Source organism: Streptomyces sp. NPDC034103 (assembly GCF_055575395.1).
Genome location: NZ_JBVISS010000003.1, coordinates 20158 through 43593, shown reverse-complemented (window position 1 = coordinate 43593; position 23436 = coordinate 20158). Strand labels below are relative to the sequence as shown.

The following is a 23436-nucleotide window of genomic DNA, read 5'->3' as shown; positions in this document are numbered from 1 at the left end:
CGTGCGCCCCGGCCACGGGCACCCGGATTTAGCTCCCGCGCGGCTCGCGGCGGACCCACAGCCTGTGGACAACCGAACACCCCTCGAACCAATCGCGTTAACATGACGAGAAATCGTCCGGTACCCGGAGCGGACTGGAACGGGAAGGCCGCCGTCGAGTGAGTACAAGCCAACTGCCAGACCCCAAGGACCGCCCCGCGCGGCTCACCGTCGGCGTCGTCGGCGCCGGGCGGGTGGGCCCCGCGCTGGCCGCTTCCCTCCAGCTCGCCGGGCACCGCCCGGTAGCCGTGTCCGGGGTCTCCGAGGCCTCCCGCAGGCGGGCCGCGCTGATGCTCCCGGACGTGCCGCTCGTGCCGCCCGCCGAGGTTCTCCAGCGCGCCGACCTGGTGCTGCTGACCGTCCCGGACGACACCCTGCCCGGCCTCGTGGAGGGCCTCGCCGAGACGGGGGCGGTACGGCCGGGGCAGCTGCTGGCGCACACCTCCGGGCGGTACGGCGCTAAGGTCCTCGACCCGGCCCTGCGCGCGGGCGCGCTGCCGCTGGCCCTGCATCCCGCGATGACCTTCACCGGCACCCAGGTGGACGTCCAGCGGCTCGCCGGCTGTTCCTTCGGCGTCACCGCGCCCGCGGAGCTGCGGCTGGCCGCCGAGGCCCTCGTCATCGAGATGGGCGGCGAGCCCGAGTGGATCGCCGAGGAGCGCCGCCCGCTCTACCACGCGGCGCTCGCGCTCGGCGCGAACCACCTGGTCACCCTGGTCAACCAGGCCATGGACCTGCTGCGCGCGGCAGGCGTCGAGGCCCCCGACCGGATGCTCGGCCCGCTGCTCGGCGCCGCCCTCGACAACGCCCTGCGCTCCGGGGACGCGGCCCTGACCGGCCCCGTCGCGCGCGGGGACGCGGGCACCGTCGCCGCGCACGTATCCGAGTTGCGCAAGCACGCCCCGCAGACCGTCGCCGGGTACCTGGCGATGGCGCGCGCGACCGCCGACCGGGCGCTCGCCCACGGGCTGCTCAAGCCCGAACTCGCCGAGGACCTCCTCGGGGTGCTCGCGGGCGGCACCGACGCCCACGGGACCGATGCCGACGGCACCGACGGCACCAAGGGAGACGCCGGATGACCACCACCCTGCTGCGCACCGCCGACGAGCTCCACGCGCGCGTGCGCCACGGCCGCCGTGCCGTCGTGATGACCATGGGCGCCCTGCACGAGGGCCACGCCACCCTGATCCGCACCGCGCGGGAGATCGCCGGCCCCGAGGGGGAGGTCGTCGTCACCGTCTTCGTCAACCCCCTCCAGTTCGGCGAGGGCGAGGACCTCGACCGCTACCCGCGCACCCTCGACGCAGACATCAAGATCGCCGAACTGGCGGGCGCCGACGCCGTGTTCGCACCGTCCGTCGACGAGGTCTACCCCGGCGGCGAACCCCAGGTCCGCATCAGCGCCGGCCCGATGGGGGAGCGCCTGGAGGGCTCCTCGCGCCCCGGGCACTTCGACGGCATGCTCACCGTCGTCGCCAAGCTGCTGCACCTCACCAGCCCCGACATCGCCCTGTACGGCCAGAAGGACGCCCAGCAGCTGGCCCTCATCCGGCGCATGGTGCGGGACCTGAACTTCCGGGTCGAGATCGTCGGCGTGCCGACCGTCCGCGAGGACGACGGCCTGGCCCTGTCCAGCCGCAACCGGTACCTGTCGCCCAAGGAGCGGCGCACGGCACTCGCCCTGTCCCAGGCGCTGTTCGCGGGCCGCGACCGGCACGCGGCGCAGGAGGCGCTGCGGGCGCGGGCGCGCGAGGTGCCCGCCACGCACGCGCGTGCCGAGGCGCTCAGCGCCCTGGGGGAGTCCCGCGCGGCCGCCGACGCCCACGCCGTCGCCAAGGCACGCCCGGGCGCCCCCTCGGCCGTCCGGGCCGCCGCCCGCCTGGTCCTCGACGACGCCGCCCGCCTCGACCCGCCGATCGCCCTGGACTATCTCGCGCTCGTCGACCCGTCCGACTTCTCGGAGATCGACGACGACTTCACCGGCGAGGCCGTCCTCGCCGTCGCCGCCCGGGTCGGGACGACCAGGCTGATCGACAACCTCCCCCTGACCTTCGGAGCCGCCTCGTGACCAGCACAGGCATACGACTGCACGCACCCGCGCCCGGGTGGTCCATCGACGCGGACGTCGTGGTCGTCGGCTCCGGCGTCGCCGGTCTCACCGCGGCCCTGCGCTGCGAGGCCGAGGGACTGCGGACCGTCGTCGTCACCAAGGCCCGCCTCGACGACGGCTCCACCCGCTGGGCGCAGGGCGGCATCGCCGCGGCCCTCGGCGAGGGCGACACCCCCGAACAGCACCTGAACGACACCCTGGTCGCGGGCGTGGGCCTGTGCGACGAGGAGGCCGTGCGGATCCTCGTCACCGAGGGACCCGACGCCGTACGCCGCCTGATCGCGACCGGCGCCCACTTCGACGAGTCCGAGGCGGGCGACCTGCAACTCACCCGCGAGGGCGGCCACCACCGGCGCCGCATCGCCCACGCGGGCGGTGACGCGACCGGCGCGGAGATCTCCCGGGCACTCGTCGAGGCCGTACGCGCGCGGGGACTGCGCACGATCGAGAACGCGCTCGTGCTCGACCTGCTCACCGACGCCGACGGCCGGACGGCGGGCGTCACCCTGCACGTCATGGGCGAGGGCCAGCACGACGGCGTGGGCGCCGTGCACGCCCCCGCGGTGGTCCTCGCGACCGGCGGCATGGGCCAGGTCTTCTCCGCGACCACCAACCCGTCCGTGTCGACCGGCGACGGCGTGGCGCTCGCCCTGCGCGCCGGGGCCGAGGTCAGCGACCTGGAGTTCGTCCAGTTCCACCCGACCGTGCTGTTCCTCGGACCGGACGCCGAGGGCCAGCAGCCCCTGGTCTCCGAGGCGGTCCGCGGCGAGGGCGCCCACCTCGTCGACGGCGACGGCGTGCGCTTCATGGTCGGGCAGCACGAACTGGCCGAGCTCGCGCCCCGGGACATCGTCGCCAAGGGCATCACGCGCCGCATGCAGGAGCAGGACGCCGAGCACATGTTCCTCGACGCCCGGCACTTCGGCGCCGAGATGTGGGAGCACCGCTTCCCGACGATCCTCGCCGCCTGCCGCGCCCACGGCATCGACCCGGTCACCGAGCCCATCCCGATCGCCCCGGCCGCCCACTACGCCTCCGGCGGCGTGCGCACCGACCCCCAGGGCCGTACGACCGTCCCCGGCCTGTACGCGTGCGGCGAGGTCGCCTGCACCGGCGTGCACGGCGCGAACCGGCTCGCCTCCAACTCCCTCCTGGAGGGACTGGTCTACGCCGAGCGCATCGTGGCCGACATCGCGGCGGTCCAGAAGGCGAACGGCCTCACCGCGCGCGTGCCCGCACCCGTCGCGCACCCCGAGCGGCCCGCGCACCCCCTGCTCGCCCCCGAGGCCCGGTTCGCGATCCAGCGGATCATGACCGAGGGCGCGGGCGTCCTGCGCTCGGCCGAGTCCCTGGCCAAGGCCGCCGACCAGCTCCAGCGGCTGCACAGCGACGCGCGCGACGCCCTCGACGAGAACGGCAAGACGGCCGAGCCCGGCGTCGACACCTGGGAGGCCACCAACCTGATGTGCGTGGCCCGCGTCCTGGTCGCCGCCGCCCGGCAGCGCGAGGAGACGCGTGGCTGCCACTGGCGCGAGGACCGGCCCGAGCGTGACGACACGACCTGGCGCCGCCACATCGTCGTACGGCTGAATCCGGACCGGACACTCGCCGTACACACCACCGATACCGCAGACTTCCCCCCGACCCGGCAGCACCCTCAGGAGCAGTGACAGACGTGAGCACCCCCGACCTTCCCCTTGCCGAGACCGGTGGCTGCGGCGACGGCTGTGCCTGTGGCACCGCCACCGAAGGCCTCGACGAGGAGTACCTGGAGTGCGGGCTCGACCCCGCGCTCGCCCAGCTCCTGGCCGACGCCGGGCTCGACCCCGTGGAGGTCGAGGACATCGCCAACGTGGCCATCCAGGAGGACCTCGACCACGGCGTGGACGTGACGACGGTCGCGACCATCTCCGAGGACGCCGTCGCCACCGCCGACTTCGTCGCGCGCGAGGCGGGCGTCGTGGCCGGCCTCAGGGTCGCCGAGGCGGTCGTCTCGGTGGTGTGCGAGGACGAGTTCGAGGTCGAGCGGCACGTCGAGGACGGCGACCGGGTGGAGGCCGGACAGAAGCTCCTGTCGGTCACCACCCGGACCCGCGACCTGCTCACCGCCGAGCGCAGCGCGCTCAACCTGCTGTGCCGGCTGTCCGGCATCGCCACCGCCACGCGCGCGTGGGCGGACGCCCTGGAGGGCACCAAGGCACGCGTGCGTGACACGCGGAAGACCACGCCCGGCCTGCGGTCGCTGGAGAAGTTCGCGGTGCGCTGCGGCGGCGGCGTCAACCACCGCATGTCGCTCTCGGACGCGGCGCTGGTGAAGGACAACCACGTGGTCGCCGCCGGTGGCGTCGCCCAGGCCTTCGAGGCCGTACGGGAGGCCTTCCCGGACGTGCCGATCGAGGTCGAGGTCGACACCCTGCACCAGCTGCGCGAGGTCGTGGACGCGGGCGCCGACCTGATCCTGCTGGACAACTTCACGCCCGGCGAGTGCGAGGAGGCGGTCGCGCTCGTGCGGGGGCGCGCCGCGCTGGAGGCCTCGGGCCGGCTGACGCTGGACAACGCGCGCGTGTACGCCGACACCGGCGTCGACTACCTCGCGGTCGGGGCGCTCACCCACTCCTCGCCGATCCTGGACATCGGCCTCGACCTGCGTGCGGCGGAGTAGTCGCGATGCTCCTCACCATCGACGTGGGCAACACGCACACCGTCCTCGGCCTGTTCGACGGCGAGGAGATCGTCGAGCACTGGCGCATCTCCACGGACGCCCGCCGCACGGCCGACGAGCTGGCGGTCCTCCTCCAGGGCCTCATGGGCATGCACCCGCTGCTCGGTGACGAGCTGGGCGACGGCATCGACGGCATCGCGATCTGCGCGACGGTCCCCTCGGTGCTGCACGAACTGCGCGAGGTGACGCGGCGGTACTACGGCGACGTGCCCGCGGTGCTGGTGGAGCCGGGTGTGAAGACGGGGGTGCCGATCCTGACCGACAACCCCAAGGAGGTCGGCGCGGACCGCATCATCAACGCGGTCGCGGCGGTCGAGCTGTACGGCGGCCCGGCGATCGTCGTCGACTTCGGCACGGCGACGACCTTCGACGCGGTGTCCGCGCGCGGGGAGTACGTCGGCGGGGTGATCGCGCCGGGCATCGAGATCTCCGTGGAGGCTCTCGGGGTGCGTGGCGCGCAGCTGCGCAAGATCGAGGTGGCCCGGCCGCGGAGCGTGATCGGCAAGAACACGGTCGAGGCGATGCAGTCGGGCATCATCTACGGCTTCGCCGGCCAGGTCGACGGGGTCGTCAACCGGATGGCCCGGGAGCTCGCGGAGGACCCGGACGACGTGACGGTCATCGCCACGGGCGGGCTGGCGCCGATGGTGCTGGGCGAGTCCTCGGTGATCGACGAGCACGAGCCGTGGCTGACGCTGGTGGGTCTGCGCCTGGTCTACGAGCGGAACGTGTCGCGGATGTGAGGTCCGGTACGGCGCGGCACGCGGTGCGGCGGAAGGCGCGCCTCCGCCCGGGTGGCGCCGCCCGCGCCACACCCGTCCGCTATGACGGATTTGTCTGATTAGCGCGTACTGTCGCCGCATGCCCACGCCATACGGATCCCGCGGCGGCATGGCGTTCGGTGTGGAGGAGCTGCGTGTGCTCCGCCGCGCTCTCGCTCTTGCCCTTCACCCCCGAACCGCCTCGGCCGAGGATGTACAGGACTGTCTACGCCTAGCCGACTCCCTCGACGAGGCGATGCGCGAGGGCGTCCGGCTGCGTGCCTTCCTGGTGGCCGACCTCGCCCGGTACCGCGCCGCCCTGCCCGGCACCGCAGCCGGTTACCTCACCCTCCTGGAGGAGGCGCTGAGGGCCGGATACCGGCCCGAGGCCGACGACCTCGCCGGTCTGAGGGCGCTGCGCGGCAACCCCGTCGCGGCCACCCTGCTGGACCGCTGCCTCACCCTCGCCGAGCAGGACGTACGGGCCCGGCTGGCCCGCGGGACGGCCCGGAGGTCCACCCCGGCCGTCCCGGCGTCCCGTGCCCGCCTCCTGGCCCTTCCCGGGGGCCTTTCCGAGAGCGCCCCGGGAGCCGCCGGGGAACCCGCCGCGGAGGACGCCGAGGAAAAGCCCCGAACCCCGGCGAAGAAGCCCGCGGAGAAACCGGCCGCCCCCCAGCCGGCCCCCGAGTCCCCGCGGCCCGCGCGCCCCATCCCGACCCCCGGCGAGGTCTTCCCCCGCCGCAAACCGACCCCGCCGCCCCCGAACCCACCGCAACAACTCGCCGCGGGCTGACCAACCCCGCCTGGCGCCCCAGCAGGGCAGCCACCCCGTCGTCCCGGCCGGGCGCCACCCCCGCCCCGGCCGGGCGCCACCCCGCCCCCGGCCGGACCGCACGCCCGACCCCCGTCCGCCCACAAGCCCCGCCCCCGTCCCCGCCCGCGTCCACCCCGTGGCTACCCTTGTCGCATGGACTACGTCTCCGCGCTCGTGCCCCCGGTCGTCATGGCCGTGTTCTTCATCGGCGTGATCAGGGTGATCGTGAAGACCCAGGGCGGGGCCAACAAGGCCAAGGAGGACGCCGTCGTCGACGCGGCCCTCGCGCGCGCGGAGAGCGCCAAGCAGGCCTCCGCGCACGGCGACGCCTGATCCTGGCCTCGGGGCCTGGCCGGCCCGCCCACCCTTGGCGTACGACTCCTTGCTTTCCGAGTCGTACGCCCTTTTTGTTCTTGTTTGCGGGTCAAGCGCACGTCCGGCACGCGAATGCCGTGTTCTCCCACTATTGTGCTGAGCTGTGCCTCGCCCATTGGGAGAACTCGAAGACGCGGTCATGACGCGGGTGTGGAAGTGGAACCGCCCGGTGACCGTTCGAGAAGTCCTGGAAGACCTTCAGCAGGAACGGTCCATCGCCTACACCACGGTGATGACCGTTTTGGACAATCTCCATCAGAAGGGCTGGGTGCGGCGCGAGGCCGAAGGGCGGGCCTATCGATATGAGGCCGTCTCCAACCGTGCCGCCTACGCCGCGGCCCTGATGAACGACGCCTGGTCGCAGAGCGACAACCCCGCCGCCGCCCTCGTCGCGTTCTTCGGCATGATGAGCGAGGAACAGCGCCACGCGCTGCGGGACGCCATGCGCGTCGTCCAAGGACCGGAAACCGCCGAAGCCGCCCGGGATACCGCTCGTGAAACCGGCGAGAACCCCGGCTCGGCCGCGGAGGGCGACGGGCGATAGCGTCCGTACATGTCAGCAGAGAGCTCGCCCGCTCAGCGTCCCGAAGTCAGCGCAAAAGCCATCACGGTCCGACGGGCCCGCACCAGCGATGTCCCGGCCGTGCGCAGTCTCCTCGACGAGTACGTCCGCGCCCGCATCCTGCTCGACAAAGCCACCGTGACGCTTTACGAGGACATCCAGGAGTTCTGGGTCGCCGAACGCGACGACAACGGCGAGGTGGTCGGCTGCGGCGCACTCCACGTGATGTGGGAAGACCTCGCCGAAGTGCGCACTCTCGCCGTGAAGCAGGGACTGAAGGGCGCCGGCGTCGGTCATCAAGTGCTGGAGAAGTTGCTGCACACGGCCCGTTGGCTCGGTGTTCGCAGGGTTTTCTGCCTGACCTTCGAAGTGGACTTCTTCGGCAAGCACGGCTTCGTCGAGATCGGTGAGACTCCGGTTGACACCGATGTCTACGCGGAGCTGCTGCGTTCCTATGACGAGGGTGTCGCTGAGTTCCTCGGTCTCGAACGAGTGAAACCGAACACCTTGGGCAACAGCCGGATGCTTCTGCATCTGTGATCGTCACGCCTTATTCCAGGGGGCGACCCTTGCCCAGGTTCCCTATGTCCGAAACGCGCATGTTTCCGGACCGGAGTGGACCGGTCTGTCTCTCCCAGGGGTTTGTGTTTTCCCAGCAAAAGCGGTTTGCTTTCCGACGTAAGGCAGTACTGCATATAACAGGGGGCGGCGAAACGGCGGACGCCGCAGACCCCAGTCCCTCAAGTTATCGATGAAAGGAAATCCGGTGGCACAGAAGGTTCAGGTCCTTCTTGTCGACGACCTCGACGGTGGCGAGGCGGACGAGACCGTGACGTTCGCGTTGGACGGCAAGACCTACGAGATCGATCTCACGACCGCCAATGCGGACAAGCTCCGCGACCTTCTCGATCCTTACGTGAAGGGGGGCCGTCGCACCGGAGGCCGCGCTGCGGGCGGTCGCGGAAAGACGCGCGCCGCTGCCGGCGGCAGCCAGGACACCGCGCAGATCCGCGCGTGGGCGAAGGAGAACGGTTACGAGGTCAACGACCGCGGCCGCGTTCCCGCGTCCATTCGCGAGGCCTACGAGAAGGCCAACGGCTGAGCCCCGCTCCTAGGGACAGGCAGGCGGCTGAGCGCACGCACGCAGCCGCAGGCGGTGGCACCACACCGCCACCGTGTCCAGCAGCCTTACGAGATCGGGGGCGTCCCCACCGCCCCCCAAGGCCGACAGCGTCGGCAGCGAGGCCTCGGCCTCACGCCCCGGCACGGGGGGCCGCAGCCATACGGCGGCCCCCCGGAGCGCAGGCAGTGGTCGCGGTCCGCTAGGACCCGGCTCGGCGAAACGTCCCGCGCCGGTCGCATCGGGCAGGAGAGCAGGGCGTACGACGTCGGTGGGCGCCCCCGGGCCGGGGGGCGGCGGCGCGTCCATGAGCCCGCCCTCGCCGATCGCGGTCAGATCGAGTGCCAGCGCGCCCCACTCCAGCCAGTCCAGCACCCCGGGCACCTCTTCCGCGCTGCCCGCGGCCAGCAGCAGCCGCATCCGGTCGCCCTGCACGGCCACCGGGGAGCCCGGCGCCAGATGCCGCAGCCCGGCCCGGCCCGCCCCGAGCGGCACGTCCAGGACGTCGAAGGCCGGCCCCACGCGCAGTCGTGGCGGAGATTCCGGTGTGCCGGGCACGGTCGGCCACCCCAGTTCGTTCTCGTACCACCGGCGGACCTGATCGCTCGTTCCGAGCGGCCGGCGGGGGGAGGGGACCGTGGTGACCGGAGGGACTGTGCCAACCATGCCAAGTGCAACCGCCGGAAGAGCGCCGGAGTTACGCTGGGTGCCTCTGCTGTGGCGCAGGGTGTCGAAACAGGGGGCGTCCGGGGGTGCGGGGAGGCGCAAGGTTGTTCGCCCGTAGCGGAGGGAACCGGTGCGCGCGGCATGGACTGTCGGTGCCGGCGGGTAAGACATCCCTAGTGGGAGGGGGCGACACGCAGGACAGGACGTCTCACGTTCGCCATCGGCGTACTGGCGAGTGGGGTATCTGTCTGGCCTGCGGGAACATCGTCTCGCACCATCGGGTTGGAGCAGATGTCGGCGTTCGGGGTCAGGAGGCCATCGACGGTGTCGGCAGTTGGAATGAGCGGTCCCCGCTTGCGGGACTAAGCTGCGGAAGGACAGGGAGGGGAAGTTCCCCCCACTGCCTGACCGCTCTGAGGAGCGATTAACGATGTTCGAGAGGTTCACCGACCGCGCGCGGCGGGTTGTCGTCCTGGCTCAGGAAGAAGCCCGGATGCTCAACCACAACTACATCGGCACCGAGCACATCCTCCTGGGCCTGATCCACGAGGGTGAGGGTGTCGCCGCCAAGGCCCTTGAGAGCCTCGGGATTTCGCTCGAGGCGGTCCGCCAGCAGGTGGAGGAGATCATCGGCCAGGGCCAGCAGGCCCCGTCCGGGCACATCCCCTTCACCCCCCGTGCCAAGAAGGTCCTGGAGCTGTCGCTCCGCGAGGCCCTTCAGCTGGGCCACAACTACATCGGCACGGAGCACATCCTGCTCGGCCTGATCCGTGAGGGCGAGGGCGTCGCCGCCCAGGTCCTCGTCAAGCTGGGCGCAGATCTCAACCGGGTGCGGCAGCAGGTCATCCAGCTGCTCTCCGGTTACCAGGGCAAGGAGACCGCCACCGCCGGCGGGCCTGCCGAGGGCACCCCCTCGACGTCCCTGGTCCTCGACCAGTTCGGCCGGAACCTCACCCAGGCCGCTCGTGAGTCCAAGCTCGACCCGGTCATCGGGCGCGAGAAGGAGATCGAGCGGGTCATGCAGGTGCTGTCCCGCCGTACCAAGAACAACCCGGTCCTGATCGGTGAGCCCGGCGTCGGCAAGACCGCCGTCGTCGAGGGCCTCGCCCAGGCCATCGTCAAGGGCGAGGTGCCCGAGACCCTCAAGGACAAGCACCTCTACACCCTCGACCTGGGTGCGCTGGTCGCCGGTTCCCGCTACCGCGGTGACTTCGAGGAGCGCCTGAAGAAGGTGCTCAAGGAGATCCGCACCCGCGGCGACATCATCCTGTTCATCGACGAGCTCCACACGCTGGTCGGTGCGGGTGCCGCCGAGGGCGCCATCGACGCGGCCTCCATCCTGAAGCCGATGCTGGCCCGCGGTGAGCTCCAGACCATCGGTGCCACCACGCTGGACGAGTACCGCAAGCACCTGGAGAAGGACGCCGCCCTCGAGCGCCGCTTCCAGCCCATCCAGGTCGCCGAGCCGTCCCTGCCGCACACGATCGAGATCCTCAAGGGTCTGCGTGACCGGTACGAGGCCCACCACCGCGTCTCCATCACGGACGAGGCGCTGGTCCAGGCCGCGACCCTGGCCGACCGGTACATCTCGGACCGCTTCCTGCCCGACAAGGCGATCGACCTGATCGACGAGGCGGGCTCCCGGATGCGCATCCGCCGGATGACCGCTCCGCCGGACCTCCGCGAGTTCGACGAGAAGATCGCCGACGTCCGCCGGGACAAGGAGTCCGCGATCGACTCGCAGGACTTCGAGAAGGCCGCGTCCCTGCGCGACAAGGAGAAGCAGCTCCTCGCCGCGAAGGCCAAGCGCGAGAAGGAGTGGAAGGCCGGCGACATGGACGTCGTCGCCGAGGTCGACGGCGAGCTGATCGCCGAGGTCCTCGCGACCGCCACCGGCATCCCGGTCTTCAAGCTGACCGAGGAGGAGTCCTCGCGCCTGCTGCGCATGGAGGACGAGCTCCACAAGCGGGTCATCGGCCAGGTCGACGCCGTCAAGGCGCTGTCGAAGGCGATCCGTCGTACGCGCGCGGGTCTGAAGGACCCGAAGCGTCCCGGTGGTTCGTTCATCTTCGCCGGCCCGTCCGGTGTCGGTAAGACGGAGCTGTCGAAGGCTCTGGCGGAGTTCCTCTTCGGTGACGAGGACGCGCTGATCTCCCTCGACATGTCGGAGTTCAGCGAGAAGCACACGGTCTCGCGGCTCTTCGGTTCGCCCCCCGGCTACGTGGGCTACGAAGAGGGCGGCCAGCTGACGGAGAAGGTGCGGCGCAAGCCGTTCTCGGTGGTCCTCTTCGACGAGGTCGAGAAGGCCCACCCGGACATCTTCAACTCGCTGCTGCAGATCCTGGAGGACGGTCGTCTGACCGACTCCCAGGGCCGGGTCGTGGACTTCAAGAACACGGTCATCATCATGACGACCAACCTCGGCACCCGGGACATCTCCAAGGGCTTCAACCTGGGCTTCGCGGCCTCGGGTGACAAGAAGACCAACTACGAGCGCATGAAGAACAAGGTCTCGGACGAGCTCAAGCAGCACTTCCGCCCCGAGTTCCTCAACCGCGTCGACGACGTGGTCGTCTTCCCGCAGCTGACCCAGGACGACATCCTCGCGATCGTCGACCTGATGATCGGCAAGGTCGACGAGCGCCTCAAGGACCGGGACATGGGCCTCGAGCTCTCCCAGTCCGCCAAGGAGCTGCTCTCCAAGAAGGGTTACGACCCCGTCCTGGGCGCGCGGCCGCTGCGTCGCACGATCCAGCGCGAGATCGAGGACACCCTCTCGGAGAAGATCCTCTTCGGCGAGCTGCGCCCCGGTCACATCGTCGTCGTGGACACGGAGGGCGAGGGCGAGACCCAGACCTTCACCTTCCGCGGCGAGGAGAAGTCGGCGCTGCCGGACGTTCCGCCGATCGAGCAGGCGGCCGGTGGAGCCGGTCCGAATCTGAGCAAGGAAGCGTAGCCCTCAGGGGAGCGCGTGAAGAAGGGGCCGCCCCGGAACTTCGGTTCCGGGGCGGCCCCTTCTCGGTTTTCGGGGCACGTCGATTCTCAGGAGAGCTGGCCGTCGTAGTCCGGCAGTTTGTACGTCTTCTCGGCGTGGCCGCCCGACAGGTCGGTGGGGCTGTTGCCGATGTTCGCGATGATCGTGTAGCCCTTGTTCTCGATATCGACGCGCTTGGCCGTCTTGTAGGCGGCGACGTCCTTGAAGAGGTCGACGAAGCTGCGGACGTAGAGGCCGGAGACGTCGTAGCCGACGTGCTCGAGGTTGTGGTCGGTGAACGAGTAGATGATGCCCGGGCGGGCCGTGACGAAGAACAGGGCGACGCCGTGGTCCTGGGCGTACTCGGCCACGTCCAGGACGGGCTCGTTGGCCGGCTGGGGGTAGCTGAAGCCGAAGTCGGTCTCCAGGCTGGTGTTGTCGATGTCGAGGACGATGGCCTGCTTCTCGCCGGGCTTCGCCGCGGCGATCCGCTGCTTCAGGTACGGCAGCGCCTGGTTCATGACCGCCTGGCAGTCCCGCTGCCAGGTGGTGTAGTCGACGTCTTCGGTGGTCGCGGCCTCGGCCGGGGCGGCGAGGGACACGAGGGCCGCCGTGGAGACGGCGGTGACGGCCATGCGGCGCACCAAGGGGCGTCGGTTCGTCATCGGTGGAGGGTCCTCTCACGTCGTTAACGCTGCCGTTGTCGGGTGCATGCTCGTCGGCGTGGGTGGCGCGAGGGGAACCGTAGGGTTACCGAGGGGTAAGTGCCAAGAGGTGTGCGTCACATGAACGGGAAATCGATGACGCGGGGAGCCCGGTGGCCGGTGACATGACGCACAGGCGATTTGTCCGTTACTAGGCGGAATAGTGGAAAGCGTGAGGCACGGAAAAGGGGCTTTTATTCCGGAATGCCGTGGGCGTTAGGCCGTTCTGGATGGATTCGTCCCAGATGAGACCTCTGTCAAGAACCGGGAAGTTTTGGGATGGAGTACTAGCTTCCGTCGTAGATCGGCGGTTTGAGGCTTGTGGGCGTTCGGGGTTACCAAGGGATGCCCCATCCGGCAGCCGTCCGTGCGCCGGGTGGTTTTCATGTCCCCGTCCCCATGAGGTTTCGATGTCCCCGCGCTTCTCTGTCCGTTCTTCCCGTACGTCCCTGCTCCGCACCCGGGTGGCCGTGGTGGCCGCCGGCCTGGGGGCCTCGGCCGTGCTGGGGACCGGAGTCGCGGCCGCCGCCGGCACGAGCGGCGCCGCCTCCTGGGTCGACCCGGTGAAGAAGTACAAGCTCAGCGCGAGCTACGCGCAGGCCGGCGGCATGTGGCAGTCCACCCACAGCGGCCAGGACTTCGCCGTCTCCAGTGGCACCAAGGTCTTCGCCGCGCACGGCGGCACGGTCGTCAAGGCCGGCGGCAACGGCGCCGGCGACGGTCCTGCGTACGGCAACGCCATCGTCATCAAGCACGGCGGCAAGACCTACTCGCAGTACGCCCACCTCTCGCGCATCGAGGTGAAGGTCGGCCAGGTCGTCAAGACCGGTCAGCGCATCGCCCTGTCCGGCAACACCGGCAACTCCAGCGGTCCGCACCTGCACTTCGAGGTCCGTACGACCGCGAACTACGGGTCGGCCATCGACCCGGTCGCCTTCCTCCGCTCGAAGGGCGTGACCGTCTAGGACACGCCGTCCGCTCCGCGGTGGGCCTGGGTCACCAGGTCCAGCGCCACGTCCAGGGCCGCCCTGCGCTTGTCCTCGTAGCTGCCGGGGAGGTCCTGGAGGAGGAACATCCCGACGTGCAGGGTGAAGATCGCGCTGGTGTAGCGGACCTGGTCGACCAGTCGGGCCGCCGGGTCGATCATGATGTCGCGCAGGCCCTGCATGCGCTCCTTGAAGGTCTCGCCGACGCGCAGTTCCCGTACGGTCGCCTGGTTCTCCTGCATGAAGCGGAACAGGGGGGAGGCGTCGGCGAGGACGTCGCCGTAACGCCGGATGATCTCCTGCTTCGTCTCCAGGGTGTGCGGCTGCTCCCGGCCCCACTCGATCAGGTCGAGGATCGGCTGGGTCAGATCGTCGAAGATGCTGACCAGGATCTCTTCCTTGGTCTTGAAGTGGTAGTAGAGCGCCGCCTTCGTGACGTCCAGGGCCTCGGCGATCTCGCGCAGGGAGGTCTTCTCGTAGCCCTGCTCGGCGAAGAGGTCGAGGGCCACGTCCTGGATGCGCTGGCGGGTGTCCCCGCGGCGCCGCTGCTTGGTGCCGTCCATGGTGCCGCCCATTCTCCGTGAAGCCCTTGGCTTTGAGCAAAACTTACTTGACGACCGGCTAGTTGCGGGTCTACCTTCCCAGTGTAGTCAGCTTGCCGGGCGGCAAGTAAGTAGCTGGGGGAGTGGGAGTCATGGCGGACACACACACGGCGGCCGCACCGGAGGCGGCAGAGAAACCCAGGAGCGTGCGGGTCGTTCTGCTCGCTCTGATGATCACGATGATGCTGGCGATGCTCGACAACATGATCATCGGCACCGCGATGCCGACGATCGTCGGCGAACTCGGCGGCCTCGAGCACCTGGCCTGGGTCGTGACGGCGTACACGCTGGCGACCGCGGCCTCCACCCCGCTGTGGGGCAAGCTCGGCGACATGTACGGGCGCAAGGGCGTCTTCATGTCGTCGATCGTGCTCTTCCTGGTCGGCTCCGCGCTCAGCGGCATGGCCCAGGACATGGGGCAGCTCATCGGGTTCCGGGCCGTCCAGGGTCTCGGCGCCGGTGGTCTGATGGTCGGGGTCATGGCGATCATCGGTGACCTCATCCCGCCGCGCGAGCGCGGCAAGTACCAGGGCATGATGGCCGGCGTCATGGCGCTGGCGATGATCGGCGGACCGCTGGTCGGCGGCACCATCACCGACCACTGGGGCTGGCGCTGGGCCTTCTACATCAACCTGCCGCTCGGTGTCGTCGCGCTCGCCGCGATCAGCGCCGTGCTGCACCTGCCGAAGAAGCGGGCCAAGGCGCGCATCGACTACCTCGGCGCCGCACTGCTGACCGTCGGCATCACCGCGATCGTCCTGGTCACCACGTGGGGCGGCACCGAGTACGCCTGGACCTCCGCGCGGATCATGGAGCTCATCGGCATCGGCGTGGCCGCGCTGATCGGGTTCGTGTTCTGGCAGACCAAGGCCGCGGAGCCGGTGCTGCCACTGCACATCTTCCGCAGCCGCAACTTCACGCTGATGTCCCTCATCGGGTTCATCACCGGGTTCGTGATGTTCGGCGCGACGCTGTTCCTGCCGCTGTACCAGCAGGCCGTCCAGGGTGCCTCCGCGACCAACTCCGGGCTGCTGCTCCTGCCGATGCTCGGCGCGATGCTCGTGACGTCGATGGTGGCCGGACGGGTGACCACGAACACCGGGCGGTACTACGTCTTCCCCGTCCTCGGCAGCGCCCTCATGATCGTCGGGCTCTACCTGCTGTCGACGATGGACACCGGCACGTCGCGGTTCACCTCCGGTGTCTTCATGGCCGTCGTCGGGCTCGGCATGGGCTGCCTGATGCAGATCACCATGCTGGTGGCGCAGAACAGCGTCGAGATGAAGGACATGGGCGTCGCGTCCTCGTCCTCGACCCTCTTCCGCACCCTCGGTTCCTCCTTCGGCGTCGCGATCATGGGCGCGCTGTTCAACAACCGGGTCCAGGACGTCATGGCCGAGCGGGGCGGTACGGCCGGGGCCAGGATGACCGAGCAGTCCGCGCAGGTGAACGCCGAGGGCCTGGCGAAGCTGCCGGCGGCCCTGCGCGAGGCCTACCAGCACGCGGTGTCGGCCGGCACGCACTCGGCGTTCCTGCTGGGATCCGCGGTGGCGATCCTGGCGCTGATCGCCGCGGTGTTCGTGAAGGAGGTTCCGCTCAAGGGGGCGGGACCGAAGACGGACGAGGAGAAGGCGGCGGAGGAGGCCTCGGCCCCGATGCAGGTCGCCGAGCCGGTCTGACCCCCACTCGTCCCGCAGCAACCGAAGGCCCTCCGGCGGTGTCCGCCCCGGGGGGTCTTCGTCGTGCCCGGGGGTGCTCGCCGCCCCGAGCGGTGCCGTGCCCGAGGGTTCCCTCGTCACCCCTGCCACGGTCTCCCGCGGGTCCCGCCCCGGACCGGTGGCGGTCGGTGGCGGTCTCTCCGGTCGGCGCCCCGGGGCCGCGAGGCGCTGTCCCGCGCCCTTGTCAGTCCCCCGTGTCACCATCGGCCCATGGACAGGACTCGGCGGCTGCGGCTGGCCAAGGACGCCATGGATCGGGACTGGGCCGACCCGGAGCTCGATCTGGAGGCGGTGGCCGGTGAGGCCGGGTACTCGCGCTATCACTTCATCCGGGCCTTCAAGGAGACCTACGGCGAGACGCCCGGGCAGTATCTGACCCATCGGCGTATCGAGCGGGCCGAGGAGTATCTGCGCGGTGCCGATCTGTCCGTCACCGAGATCTGCCATCTCGTCGGCTTCAGCAGCCTCGGCACCTTCTCCGCCCGCTTCAAGACGCGCACCGGGCTCACACCGAGCGAGTACCGGACCCAGCACGTGGGGCGCGGGGCCTCGCTGATCCCCGGCTGCTACGCGCTCTTCTGGGCCGGCGGCTTTCCCCGCAAGGACCGCAACTCCGGAGAAGCGCCCTGACGGCCGCCCTGCCTACCGTGGCCTCGCGAGCCGTTGCGGACCGTCGCGGCCCCGGACGACAGGAGAGCAGAGCCATGATCAAGCGCCTGGGCATCACCACCGTGTGGACCTTCGACCAGCAGCGCACCAAGGCGTTCTTCACCGAAAAGCTCGACTTCGAGGTGCGCAACGACCTCTCCATGGGCGACATGCGCTGGGTCACCGTCGGTGCCAAGGACCAGCCGGACGTGGAGCTGGCGCTGATGAGCCTGGACGGGCCCGGTCTGGACCCGGAGTCGTCCGATGCGCTGAAGAAGCTCGTGGGCAAGGGCGTCATCGGGGCGGGCGCCTTCCACACCGACGACTGCCGGGGTGACTACGAGACCTTCCGTGCGCGCGGGGTGGAGTTCGTCCAGGAGCCGCAGGAGCGGCCGTACGGGATCGAGGCGATCTTCCGTGACGACAACGGCAACTGGTACTCGCTGACCGAGCGCAGCGAGGAGCTCGACTTCTCGAAGCCGTTCTGACCCGCGCCCCGATCACCTCCGCCGGGGCCGCAAGGCACCTCACGGCATCATCGGATAGCTCCCCGTGTTCGTCGGCGCGTGCTCCGGCAGCCACAGCACGGCCACCGCGCCCTCCGCCGGTATGCCCTCGCGCGCGCCCGGCGGTCGGATGTTGCGGAAGGTGAGTCGCGCGCCCAGTACCCGGGCCTGACCGGCCGCGATCGTCAGGCCGAGCCCGTGTCCGTGCCCCGCCCGGTCGCTGCTGCCGGTGCGGAAGCGGCTCGGCCCGTCGGCGAGCAGGTCCTCGGGGAACCCGGGGCCGTGATCGCGGACCCGGATGACCCGGCCCTCGACGGTGACCTCGATGGGCGGCTTGCCGTGCCGGCCGGCGTTGGCGAGCAGGTTGAACAGCACCCGCTCCAGGCGCCGGGGGTCGGTCGTGACCATCGACTCGTGGACCACCCGGACCGTGATCTCGGGGTCCTTGGCGGCCACCCGCCGGGAGATGAACTCGCCGAGCAGGATGTCCTGGAGCTCCGCCCGCTCGGACGCGCTGTCGAGGCGGGCCACCTCCAGGACGTCCTCGACGAGCGTGCGCATGGCCTTGGCCCGGTCCAGGACCAGCTCGGTCGGCCGGCCCGGCGGCAGGAGTTCCGCGGCGGTCAGCAGGCCCGTGACCGGGGTCCGCAGTTCGTGCGCGATGTCCGCGGTGACCCGCCGCTCCGCCTCCAGCCGCTGCTCCAGCGCGTCCCGCATGGCGTCCACGGCGCTCGCGAGGTCGTCGGTCTCGTCGCGGACGACGCCGCCGATCGCGTCCCGCACCCGCACGTCGGTCTCGCCGCCCGCGACCTCGTTGGCGGCGGCCGCGGCCTTGCGCAGCCGGCTCGACAGCCGGCCCCCGATGAGCACACCGAGCGCGCTGCCGCCCAGGACGACCGCGATGGAGCCGATGACGAGCGCCTGGTCGAGGTCGTTGAGGATGTCGGTGCTGCGGTCGGTGAACCCGGTGTGCAGGGAGAGCACGGTGCCGTCGGACACCGGCACGGCGGCCCAGATGTCCGGTACGCCGCCGGGCCCCTCCGTCACGTACGTGGCCCGGCGCCCCTTCTCGACCATGTCCCGCAGGGGAGGTGGCAGGGCGGAGTCGCTCTGGCTGACGCCGGGGAAGTTGGCCCGCCCGGTCTTCTCGAAGTTGTTCTGGGCGATCTGGATGCGCTCGTCCGCGAGATCGCGGGCGTTGTCCAGCATCGAGACCCGGGCCGCGTTGTGCACGACCAGGCTCAGGGCGATCGCGACCAGCGCGCCGACCAGCGCGATGGCCGCGCTGAGCTTCCACCTGAGTCCCGTACGGATGCCCGTACGCTCCAGCCGCGCCGGGACCAGGCGCCGAAGTGTCCCCCGCATGTCCGCCCCGCTCAGGCCTTCAACTTGTAGCCGAAACCACGGACCGTCTCGATCCGGTCCTGGCCGATCTTCGTGCGCAGTCGCTGCACATGGACGTCGACGACGCGGGTGTCACCGCCCCAGCCGTAGTCCCACACCCGCTCCAGGAGCTTGTCGCGGGACAGGACCGTGCCCGGCGCGGAGGAGAACTCCAACAGCAGCCGCATCTCGGTCGGGGTGAGCGCCACCGGCTCCCCGGCGCGGCGCACCTCCATGCCCTCGGTGTCGATCTCCAGCTCACCGAAGGTCAGGGTGCCCCCTTCGGGCGCCGCGGCGGACTCGTCGGCCCGGTCGCCGCCGCCCGCGTGCCCGAAGCGGCGCAGCACCGCGCGGATGCGGGCGACCAGTACGGCACCGTCGAACGGCTTGGTGACGTAGTCGTCGGCGCCCGCCTCCAGGCCCAGGACCACGTCGATGGAGTCCGCGCGCGCCGACAGCATGATCACCGGTACGGTCGACTCGTCCCGGATGCGCCGGCACAGGCTGACGCCGTCCAGGCCCGGGACCATGACGTCCAGCAGGGCGATGTCCGGGCGGTCCGCGCGGAACGCCTCCAGGCCCGACAGTCCGTCGGGCATGGCGGTGACCGCGAAGCCGTCCCGCTCCAGGGCGAGCTGGGTGGCCTCGCGGATGACGTCGTCGTCCTCGACGAACAGAACGTGGGTCTGATCTGCCATCCCGCTGCTCTCTGTCCTCGTGTCGCTGTCGGTCGGTTAGCTGTCGGTCGTGTCGCGGTCGGTCGTGTCGCGGTCGGTCGTGTCGCGGTCGGTCGTGCCGCTGTCGGTCAGGTGTCTGTCTAGGCCGGGGGCCGATGGGGGTGCCGGGTCGCTCGCCGGGTGTGCCGGAGGGCGCCGTCGATGAGTGATCGGATCGCGGGACCCGATCGGTTCACCGCGACGAGGGCACCGGCGAGGCCACCGGCGAGGTCACCGGCGAGGGCGCGGGGCCGAGGTCGCCGAGCTCGTTGTGCGTGTACCGCCGTTTGACGAAGCGGCCCGCGGACCACCGGTAGGTGATCACGTCCTCGCCGGACGGGCTCGACACCGAGTCCCCCTTTTCGTACACCTGTTTGCTCACCACCAGGTTGCCGCCGCTGTCTATCTCCGCGTAGACCGGGGACTCCTCGGCGCTGAACACATTCTCGTACGCGCCGCCCGTGTCGCGATACACATAGGCGCCCACCCCGACGCCGTCGCCGCAGGTCAGCACGTTGACCACGATGTCGTCCGACATGCCTCGGGTGAGGTCGCCGTGGGCCACGTCGACCGGGTACTCGTCCGCGACACAGGGCCTGAGGTCGTCCTTGACCTCCGCCGAGACCTTCGGGTCGTCCTTGACCAGCTCGGCCGCCTCCGCGTGGCTCAGCGAGGCGGAGGCGGCTCGGGTGGGCAGGTCGGAGGGGGCGACGGCGGTGGCTTCGGAGGGTGCGGTGCCGGAGGCCGTGTCGCTGCCCGCCGAGGAGTTGGTGAAGGCCGGCCCCTCGTCACGGGTGCCGGTGCCGCCGGTGGCGCAGGCGGAGACGAAAAGGGCGAGGGCGGCGAGTACGGCCACTGCCGTCATCGCCGCCTGCAAGGTGCCCCGGCCCGGTGAGGGGTCCGCGTCGGTCAGGCCGCCGTGCAACGCTCCCGCTCCTCACGCTCCAGCGCGCGTGCGTCCAGATCGCGGCTCTCCAGCTCCTCCCGGAGCCGGGCGAGGGCCCGGTGCAGCGTGCTCTTGACCGTTCCGGCCGACATGCCGAGGGCGGCGGCCGTCTCCTCCGTGGACATCTGCTCCCAGTGTCGCAGCACGACCACACTGCGCTGCTTCGGGGCGAGCACCTTCAGGACGTCCATCAGCAGGGCGCGGTCCGCGTGCTGGTCGGTGGCGTCGTCGACCGAGGCGTCGGGCAGCTGCTCGGTCGGCACCTCCTCCAGCTTGCGGGCGCGCCACCACTCGGTCCGGGTGTTGATCATGACCCGGCGCAGGTAGGCGTCCGCGAGCCGCTTGTCGGCGATGCCGTCCCAGCGGTGGTACGTCCGCGCGAGCGCCGTCTGGAGGAGATCCTGGGCGTCCACCGGGTCCGGGACCAGGCGACGGGCGCTGCGCAGCAACGCGTCCTGCCGGGTGCGGACGTACTCCTCGAACTCGAGCACCTCGCCCTGCGCCATGATCGACCGCCTCCATCCCCGTCCGGCCCGCTCGCTGCCGGTTCTCCCATGCCTGTGTGCCGCTGTACCGCGGTACGCCAATGAAGCTACGGAGCTGTTGTCACGGAGCTGTGCGGAGCAGCGCGCGGACAGCGCTCGGCTGTCCGTCGGTTGTGTAACGGAAGCAGGAAAGGGGTAAACCGGCGCACCGATTGGCGCCGGTTTGTGGGGATTTGGCGGTGAGGTGCGGTGCTGTTACGTCAACGGCAGCCGATACAAACCACCGGGAAGAGGCTCGACGAGCCCGTCCGCGACCAGTCCGTCGAGCGCGCGGGCCCGCTGCACCGGCTCGTGCCACACCCGGTCGAGCACGGCCCGCGGCACGGGCGCGTGGGCTTCGCGCAGCACGGCGAGCAGCTTGCCGCGCACCTGCCGGTCCGTCCCGGCGTACGTCTGGCCGCGCCGCGGCGGGCCGTCGTGCTCCGGCTTGCCCGCGAGCCGCCAGGCGCACTGGGCGGCGATCGGGCAGCGGTGACAGGCCTCGTTCTTGGCGGTGCACACCAGCGCGCCGAGCTCCATGGAGGCGGCGGCCCAGCGGGCGGCCGTGTGCTCATCCTCGGGCAACAGCGCCCGGGCCAGCCTGCGTTCGGCGGCGGTGGTGGCGTTCGGCGGGTACCGCACACCGGCGACGGCCCGCGCGAAGACGCGACGGACGTTGGTGTCAAGGACGGCATGCCGCTGCCCGTACGCGAAGGAGGCGACCGCCGCCGCCGTGTACTCCCCGATGCCGGGCAGCGCCAGCAGCTGGGCGTGGTCGGTCGGTACGTCGCCGCCGTGCCGTTCGGTTATCGCCACCGCCGCCCCGTGCAGCCGCAGCGCGCGGCGCGGGTAGCCGAGCCGGCCCCACGCGCGCACGGACTCTCCGGGGGCCTCCGCGGCGAGGTCGGCGGGGCGTGGCCAGCGGGCCAGCCACTGCTCGTACACCGGCAGGACCCGGCTGACCGGCGTCTGCTGGAGCATGAACTCACTGACCATCACCCCCCAGGGGCCGGCCTCCGGGCGTCGCCACGGCAGATCGCGGGCGTGCTCGTCGAACCAGTCGATGACGGGGGCGTGCAGGTGCTCTCCGCCGTGGGACCCGTCGGGGGATCCGGAGGGGGCGGTGGCAGGGCTGCTGTGCGGGGGCTTCGTGGGCGCAGTCATGGCCTTCCGATCCTGCCATGCGCGAGGGGGGCCGCGGGGGTGGCGCCACCCCTCAGGGGTACGGCGGGCAGGGCGCGTAGGGGTGCGGGGACCGCCCGCGTCCATGTCGTGATCATGCGGCGTACCCACGTAGGGGTGTCGTGGGTGACCGTGTCGCCCTCAAGCGTGCGGTGACTGAGGGTAGTTGAGTCGGGTGAATAGTCACGGTCCGCGACCGCCCGATGCTCGCTCCGACGGACGGCGGGGCCGCGCGGGTCGGCTCCGGAATGATGATCCGGAAAAGTTGTCGTCCCCGGCGGCGGGTGGGGGCAGCGAAGACGCCGATCTCTCGTACAGTTTGCGCCGTGGGATCTCTGCGCAATCCGGTCGGGCCGCTTCCCTCCTCCATCTACTGGCGACGGAGGGCCGTACTGCTGTCCGTGCTGGCCCTGTTGGCGTTGCTGATCGCCTGGATCGTCTCCACGGGCGGCGGTGGCGGCAGGAACGGTGCCGACGGGACGAACGACAAGAATCCCTCGCCGTCGACCATCACGCCGGGGCCGACCGGTTCCGGTCCCGCGATCAGTCAAGCGCCGGGCGGGCGCGACGAGTCGACGGCGGGCGGGGACTCCAGCGGCTCCGGGTCCGGGTCCGGCTCCGACGACGGTTCCGGGTCCTCGTCCGGCTCCGGTTCCGGCGACGGCTCGGGTTCCGGTGCGGGCGGCTCGGACGGTGCGGCCGGTGGCGGTACCGGCAGCGGGGTCGGGCAGGGCGACACGGTCCCCGCCGGGTCCACGCTGCCCAACTGCACCGCCGGTGCGGTGAAGTTGACGGTGCGCAGCCTCCACAACGGGTACGGGCCCGGCGAGACGCCGACGCTTCTGGTGACCGCCGACAACTCCTCCAAGAGCGACTGCAAGGTCGACCTCGGCCCCAAGAGCGCGGTGTTGACGATCACTCAGGCCGCGGAGGACGACGAGTACTGGTCCTCCGCCGACTGCCCCAAGTCCGCGGGGAGCCTGGTGTTCCGGGCGCCGGCGGGGAGCGGCATCACGTACGCCGTGAAGTGGGACCGCAAGCCGAGCGCGCCCAAGTGCGCGACGCCGCCCGCGGGGTCGGCCGGGGCCGGGACGTATCTGGTGGAGCTGAAGGCGCCGGGATACGCGAAGGTGCAGACGTCGTTCGTGCTGGAGAGCGACTGAGGGGGAGCCGCTTTCGGGGTCACCCTCGGGTGCCGGGCCGTTATGGGGTGATCCCGCTCGGGTGAGGGCCCGCTGTGCCTCGCTCCCGCTCGGGTGCCGGTTCGTAGGGCTCGACTCGGCTCGGGTGCCGGACCGTTGTGGGGTGGTCCCGCTCGGGTGAGGGACCGCTGTGGCTCGCTCCCGCTCGGGTGAGCTCGTTGTGGGTTGACCCACCT

At 70.9% G+C, this 23436-nt stretch carries 24 protein-coding genes; 16 read left to right on the top strand and 8 right to left on the bottom strand.

All coding sequences use genetic code 11. From position 1 onward, the window contains the following. The first annotated feature begins 158 nt into the window (after nucleotides 1–158). The 10 genes from ACZ56U_RS06320 to ACZ56U_RS06275 all read left to right on the top strand — a co-directional run bounded on the left by ACZ56U_RS06320 (nucleotide 159) and on the right by ACZ56U_RS06275 (nucleotide 8485). A complete protein-coding gene (locus ACZ56U_RS06320) occupies nucleotides 159–1118 on the top strand; it encodes a Rossmann-like and DUF2520 domain-containing protein (protein ID WP_469082893.1) in 960 nt (319 codons plus the stop codon). Beyond that, a complete protein-coding gene (gene panC / locus ACZ56U_RS06315) occupies nucleotides 1115–2107 on the top strand; it encodes a pantoate--beta-alanine ligase (protein WP_469082892.1) in 993 nt (330 codons plus the stop codon). Before ACZ56U_RS06320 ends, panC begins: the two co-directional genes overlap by 4 nt. Beyond that, complete coding sequence (locus ACZ56U_RS06310; protein ID WP_469082891.1) at nucleotides 2104–3819, top strand: L-aspartate oxidase; 1716 nt, start codon at nucleotides 2104–2106, stop codon at nucleotides 3817–3819. The genes panC and ACZ56U_RS06310 overlap by 4 nt, the downstream gene beginning before the upstream one ends. Before the next feature lie 5 nt (nucleotides 3820–3824). After that, nucleotides 3825–4811: a carboxylating nicotinate-nucleotide diphosphorylase gene (gene nadC / locus ACZ56U_RS06305; RefSeq protein ID WP_469082890.1), complete on the top strand. Its 987-nt coding sequence runs from the start codon at nucleotides 3825–3827 to the stop codon at nucleotides 4809–4811. A gap of 5 nt (nucleotides 4812–4816) precedes the next feature. Further along, nucleotides 4817–5614, top strand: a complete 798-nt coding sequence (locus ACZ56U_RS06300; protein ID WP_109497635.1) for a type III pantothenate kinase — start codon at nucleotides 4817–4819, stop codon at nucleotides 5612–5614. A gap of 148 nt (nucleotides 5615–5762) precedes the next feature. Continuing rightward, entirely contained in the window at nucleotides 5763–6425 is a 663-nt protein-coding gene (locus tag ACZ56U_RS06295) for a hypothetical protein (RefSeq protein WP_469083394.1), read from the top strand. A gap of 174 nt (nucleotides 6426–6599) precedes the next feature. Then, nucleotides 6600–6779, top strand: coding sequence for a hypothetical protein (locus ACZ56U_RS06290; RefSeq protein WP_469082889.1), 180 nt, complete (start codon nucleotides 6600–6602; stop codon nucleotides 6777–6779). 157 nt (nucleotides 6780–6936) lie between these two features. Then, complete coding sequence (locus tag ACZ56U_RS06285; RefSeq protein WP_469082888.1) at nucleotides 6937–7365, top strand: BlaI/MecI/CopY family transcriptional regulator; 429 nt, start codon at nucleotides 6937–6939, stop codon at nucleotides 7363–7365. A 9-nt stretch (nucleotides 7366–7374) separates the two neighbouring features. Then, nucleotides 7375–7923, top strand: a complete 549-nt coding sequence (locus ACZ56U_RS06280) for an amino-acid N-acetyltransferase (protein ID WP_469082887.1) — start codon at nucleotides 7375–7377, stop codon at nucleotides 7921–7923. 226 nt (nucleotides 7924–8149) lie between these two features. Continuing rightward, nucleotides 8150–8485, top strand: a complete 336-nt coding sequence (locus ACZ56U_RS06275; protein ID WP_391241589.1) for a histone-like nucleoid-structuring protein Lsr2 — start codon at nucleotides 8150–8152, stop codon at nucleotides 8483–8485. Between the two features lie 9 nt (nucleotides 8486–8494). Here the strand turns inward: ACZ56U_RS06275 and ACZ56U_RS06270 are convergent, their stop codons facing one another. Continuing rightward, nucleotides 8495–9169 carry an SCO3374 family protein gene (locus ACZ56U_RS06270; RefSeq protein WP_469082886.1) on the bottom strand — a complete coding sequence of 225 codons (675 nt, stop codon included), beginning with the start codon at nucleotides 9167–9169 and terminating at the stop codon, nucleotides 8495–8497. 430 nt (nucleotides 9170–9599) lie between these two features. On the opposite strand from ACZ56U_RS06270, the gene ACZ56U_RS06265 reads away from it, so the two are divergent. After that, nucleotides 9600–12125 carry an ATP-dependent Clp protease ATP-binding subunit gene (locus ACZ56U_RS06265; RefSeq protein WP_469082885.1) on the top strand — a complete coding sequence of 842 codons (2526 nt, stop codon included), beginning with the start codon at nucleotides 9600–9602 and terminating at the stop codon, nucleotides 12123–12125. Between the two features lie 86 nt (nucleotides 12126–12211). On the opposite strand, the gene ACZ56U_RS06260 is transcribed toward ACZ56U_RS06265, so the two are convergent. Continuing rightward, nucleotides 12212–12808, bottom strand: a complete 597-nt coding sequence (locus ACZ56U_RS06260; RefSeq protein ID WP_469082884.1) for an HAD family acid phosphatase — start codon at nucleotides 12806–12808, stop codon at nucleotides 12212–12214. A gap of 449 nt (nucleotides 12809–13257) precedes the next feature. Here ACZ56U_RS06260 and ACZ56U_RS06255 point away from each other — a divergent pair, with 449 nt between their 5' ends. After that, the gene (locus tag ACZ56U_RS06255; RefSeq protein WP_469082883.1) at nucleotides 13258–13812 is read left to right on the top strand and encodes a M23 family metallopeptidase; all 555 of its coding nucleotides are present in this window, start codon (nucleotides 13258–13260) and stop codon (nucleotides 13810–13812) included. Here ACZ56U_RS06255 and ACZ56U_RS06250 read toward each other — a convergent pair. Next, a complete protein-coding gene (locus tag ACZ56U_RS06250; RefSeq protein ID WP_469082882.1) occupies nucleotides 13809–14408 on the bottom strand; it encodes a TetR/AcrR family transcriptional regulator in 600 nt (199 codons plus the stop codon). The genes ACZ56U_RS06255 and ACZ56U_RS06250 overlap by 4 nt on opposite strands. Before the next feature lie 119 nt (nucleotides 14409–14527). Between ACZ56U_RS06250 and ACZ56U_RS06245 the strand changes: the two genes are divergently transcribed. From ACZ56U_RS06245 to ACZ56U_RS06235, 3 genes are all read left to right on the top strand, one after another. After that, nucleotides 14528–16114, top strand: a complete 1587-nt coding sequence (locus ACZ56U_RS06245; RefSeq protein ID WP_469082881.1) for an MDR family MFS transporter — start codon at nucleotides 14528–14530, stop codon at nucleotides 16112–16114. A gap of 249 nt (nucleotides 16115–16363) precedes the next feature. Continuing rightward, the gene (locus tag ACZ56U_RS06240) at nucleotides 16364–16783 is read left to right on the top strand and encodes a helix-turn-helix transcriptional regulator (RefSeq protein ID WP_469082880.1); all 420 of its coding nucleotides are present in this window, start codon (nucleotides 16364–16366) and stop codon (nucleotides 16781–16783) included. Between the two features lie 74 nt (nucleotides 16784–16857). Beyond that, entirely contained in the window at nucleotides 16858–17289 is a 432-nt protein-coding gene (locus ACZ56U_RS06235; protein WP_469082879.1) for a VOC family protein, read from the top strand. Nucleotides 17290–17328: 39 nt separating this feature from the next. On the opposite strand, the gene cseC is transcribed toward ACZ56U_RS06235, so the two are convergent. The 5 genes from cseC to ACZ56U_RS06210 all read right to left on the bottom strand — a co-directional run bounded on the left by cseC (nucleotide 17329) and on the right by ACZ56U_RS06210 (nucleotide 22040). Next, a complete protein-coding gene (gene cseC, locus ACZ56U_RS06230; protein ID WP_469082878.1) occupies nucleotides 17329–18672 on the bottom strand; it encodes a two-component system sensor histidine kinase CseC in 1344 nt (447 codons plus the stop codon). A gap of 11 nt (nucleotides 18673–18683) precedes the next feature. Next, nucleotides 18684–19388: a two-component system response regulator CseB gene (gene cseB, locus ACZ56U_RS06225; protein ID WP_391241558.1), complete on the bottom strand. Its 705-nt coding sequence runs from the start codon at nucleotides 19386–19388 to the stop codon at nucleotides 18684–18686. Nucleotides 19389–19599: 211 nt separating this feature from the next. Further along, nucleotides 19600–20331, bottom strand: a complete 732-nt coding sequence (locus ACZ56U_RS06220) for a hypothetical protein (RefSeq protein WP_469082877.1) — start codon at nucleotides 20329–20331, stop codon at nucleotides 19600–19602. Further along, nucleotides 20316–20858 (bottom strand): SigE family RNA polymerase sigma factor, encoded by a 543-nt coding sequence (locus ACZ56U_RS06215; RefSeq protein ID WP_391241552.1) that lies wholly within the window; start codon nucleotides 20856–20858, stop codon nucleotides 20316–20318. The genes ACZ56U_RS06220 and ACZ56U_RS06215 overlap by 16 nt, the downstream gene beginning before the upstream one ends. A 234-nt stretch (nucleotides 20859–21092) precedes the next feature. Continuing rightward, the gene (locus ACZ56U_RS06210; protein WP_469082876.1) at nucleotides 21093–22040 is read right to left on the bottom strand and encodes an HhH-GPD family protein; all 948 of its coding nucleotides are present in this window, start codon (nucleotides 22038–22040) and stop codon (nucleotides 21093–21095) included. A 344-nt stretch (nucleotides 22041–22384) separates the two neighbouring features. On the opposite strand from ACZ56U_RS06210, the gene ACZ56U_RS06205 reads away from it, so the two are divergent. Next, nucleotides 22385–23221 carry a hypothetical protein gene (locus ACZ56U_RS06205; protein WP_469082875.1) on the top strand — a complete coding sequence of 279 codons (837 nt, stop codon included), beginning with the start codon at nucleotides 22385–22387 and terminating at the stop codon, nucleotides 23219–23221. The last annotated feature ends 215 nt before the right edge of the window (nucleotides 23222–23436 follow it).